Below are 2,893 nucleotides of genomic sequence, written 5' to 3'. Positions count from 1 at the left end.
GGCGAGCGCCGCGGCGGCGCGCCGCGCGGAGCCGGTGCGGGCGCGGGCGCCGGTGCCGGCCGTCGCAACGGCTCCTACGGCGGCCCCCGCCGTGAGGGCTCCGACCGCAGCCGGGCGCGCTTCAACTAAGCGCTCCCGAACGCCAGGACGGGCCGCTGACACTTCGGTGTCAGCGGCCCGTCCGCGTTGTTGTCCACAGCTTCCCGCTCGGCTCGCCTTCACCGCGCGCCGCCGCCGAGGATGGAACTGTCAGTCGCGGCGGACCGGCGTCCGCCGCCCTCGAACCGGACGGGAGGTGACCAGGGCATGGAGATCGGCCCACTGGCTCGCGATGAGATCGCGGGGCAGCGCCGACCGGGTTCCGCTGGGCAGCGCCGGCCGTGCCCTGGGGGGAGGGGGTGGTGAGGGAGGGGTCAGCCTGCTTCTTCGTGGAGTTCGGCGGGCTGCGGGACCGGAGTGCCGTTCGCCGGTGAGGTGGCGTCCTTCGCGGACGGGGCCGTGGCGTCGCGGGAGGGGGCTGCGCCGTTGGCCGGAGGCCGTGCGCCTCCGTGGGCGCTGCGCAGTTTGTCCTGAAGGAGCTGGAGCCCTTCCAGGCCGTCCAGGGACAGGGCGGCCAGCTCGTCCAGGGAGATGAGCGGCTGGTTGCGGAGCGGGGGCTGCCAGCCCTCCTCGGGGGTGTGGCTGCGGAGGATCTTGGCGGGGACGCCGCCGATGACCGCGTGGTCCGGGAACTCGCCGCGCACCACCGCGCCGCCCGCGACCGCCACGTTCCGGCCGAGCCTGGTGCCCGGGAGGATGATCGCTCCGGTGCCGATCCAGCAGCCCGAGCCGATGACGACGGGGTTGTTCTCCGGCCACTGCCGTCCGACGGGCATGTCCAGGTCGGCGTAGGTGTGGTTCTGGTCGGTGATGTAGACGTTCGGCCCGGTGAAGACGTCGTCGCCGATCTCGATCGACTGGTGGCCGACGATGTGGGTGCCGCGGCCCAGCGAGCAGCTCCGCCCGATCTTCACGATGACGTCCGGACCGAGGTCCAGTCCGGGGACGAACCCGGCGGAGATCGTCACGTGCGTGCCGACCAGCGTGTGGTCGCCGATGGAGATCCAGGGCTCGCCGTAGATCGCGCCGCTCGGGAAGCCGATGCACACGCCCTGGCCCAGGTGGGCGAAGCGGCGGCGGCCCGGCGTCTCCGGGGTGATCTCGCCGTGCCGCTGGATCCACTCCCAGCCCTGCTGCACGGCGATGTGCAGGCCCTGCCGGGCCTTGCGCTTGAGGAGCCCGCTGAGCTGCTGCCCCAGTGGACGCGATGTCGGCGACATGGCGCCACCGTACCGGGTGGTATCACCCGCGAGGTCCGCTAACCCCGCAGACGCAGCGGACGCCCGTTCATGTGGACGAACGGCCGCGAACCGCCAGGTCCACGCCGGGCGGGCGCGGACGCCGACACCCCGCAGGCCCTTGGCCCCCGGCCCGGCGGTGAGACCGATGTCCTCCTCGCCTGGCGGGCGCTCATCGGCTACACCCCGGTGTCCACGCCTGCGGTGGGCGGGGGACGAAGAAGGACCCGTCCGAGGCGGGCGGGTCCTTCTTCTGGGGCGGGCGCTCGACGGTCAGCCGCTGTGGGACCGCACCTGGTCGTCGGCGGATTCCGAGTCGGCCTTGTCGGAGGTCGACTCGTCGCTCATCATCTCCGCCTCCTGGGCGGCGTTGCGACGGGTGAGGACGGCGCCGGCGACACCGGCGGCCGTCACTCCCGCCAGCAGGGCCACCACCGCCTTGCGGCCCCGGCGGGCGGGGCGGGGCGGCTCGACCCGGTCGGCCGTCTGGGCGAGCATGCTGCTCATCTTGGGGCTCAGATCCGTCTCGACGTACTTGGCGGCCTGACGCAGCACCGGGGCGCTCCAGCCCCGGAGGGCCAGCATCCTGGCCGCCGCCATCTCGCGGCTCTGCTGTGCCGCGGGGCCCATCCGCTCCTTGGCAGCGGAGGCGCCGTCGCGGGCCGCCGACAGGCCCTGCCGCATCGCCGTCTGCGTGCGGCCGAGCCCGGAGCCGGCCATCTGGCCCGGCTTCCGGCGGGTGTTCTTCTTTAGGGACACGCTAACCTCCCTGTTTGCGAGGTCCTGTCAGGCAGCCTTCCCCTGCAGCGGGAGGTAAACCCTGGGATAGTGATCATCACGTTACCCAGGGTGGACAGTGGCGCGGCCGACCAGCCGCGCTGTGACCAGCTCAGACGCAAGCATCTCGATGGAAGAGGGGGCCCGCGTGGCTGAGGAAATCTTTGCGACGCTGAACACCACCAAGGGCAAGATCGTGGTCCAGCTGTTCGCGGACAAGGCGCCCGAGACGGTGCAGAACTTCGTCGGCCTGGCCGAGGGGACCAAGCCGTGGCGGCACCCGGAGACGGGTGAGGACAAGACCGGCACCTCGCTGTACGCCGGGACGATCTTCCACCGCGTGATCAAGGACTTCATGATCCAGGGCGGCGACCCGCTCGGCCAGGGCACCGGCGGTCCCGGCTACCAGTTCAAGGACGAGTTCCACCCCGAGCTGAAGTTCGACCGGCCGTACCTGCTGGCGATGGCCAACGCCGGACCCGGCACCAACGGCTCGCAGTTCTTCATCACCACCAACGTGGCGAACACCCGGCACCTCACCGGGCGGCACACGATCTTCGGCAAGGTGATCGAGGGCACCGGTGTGGTGGACGACATCGTCAACACCAAGACGGGCTCCATGGACCGTCCGCTGGAGGATGTCGTCATCGAGTCGGTGACGATCGAGCGGCGCCAGTCGTAAGAGTAGGTAGGGGGAGGCGGTCCGGCCCGCGCGGGCCGCGGCCGTCCCCCGGACCGCCCGGTCCCCGTCCCGCCCGTCCGGGGCGCGCGCCGGCCCC

General features: G+C 72.2%; 3 protein-coding genes. 1 reads left to right on the top strand and 2 read right to left on the bottom strand.

Annotated elements, in window-relative coordinates:
- Positions 1–413: 413 nt before the first annotated feature.
- Together DZF91_RS25875 and DZF91_RS25870 are read right to left on the bottom strand one after the other, a co-directional pair.
- Positions 414–1,319, bottom strand: a complete 906-nt coding sequence (locus tag DZF91_RS25875) for an acyltransferase (RefSeq protein ID WP_117359805.1) — start codon at positions 1,317–1,319, stop codon at positions 414–416.
- A 291-nt stretch (positions 1,320–1,610) separates the two neighbouring features.
- Positions 1,611–2,096, bottom strand: coding sequence for a hypothetical protein (locus DZF91_RS25870; RefSeq protein ID WP_147341388.1), 486 nt, complete (start codon positions 2,094–2,096; stop codon positions 1,611–1,613).
- 148 nt (positions 2,097–2,244) lie between these two features.
- Here DZF91_RS25870 and DZF91_RS25865 point away from each other — a divergent pair, with 148 nt between their 5' ends.
- Positions 2,245–2,796 carry a peptidylprolyl isomerase gene (locus DZF91_RS25865; protein WP_199486893.1) on the top strand — a complete coding sequence of 184 codons (552 nt, stop codon included), beginning with the start codon at positions 2,245–2,247 and terminating at the stop codon, positions 2,794–2,796.
- The last annotated feature ends 97 nt before the right edge of the window (positions 2,797–2,893 follow it).

The organism is Actinomadura logoneensis (assembly GCF_003428695.1).
GTDB lineage: Bacteria > Actinomycetota > Actinomycetes > Streptosporangiales > Streptosporangiaceae > Spirillospora > Spirillospora logoneensis.
This window is presented reverse-complemented; position numbering and strand designations above follow the sequence as displayed.

Excerpts from the sequence above, each read along its gene's own strand:
- DZF91_RS25875 (WP_117359805.1), bottom strand. The coding sequence starts at position 1,319 with ATGTCGCCGACATCGCGTCCACTGGGGCAGCAGCTCAGCGGGCTCCTC.
- DZF91_RS25865 (WP_199486893.1), top strand. The coding sequence starts at position 2,245 with ATGGAAGAGGGGGCCCGCGTGGCTGAGGAAATCTTTGCGACGCTGAAC.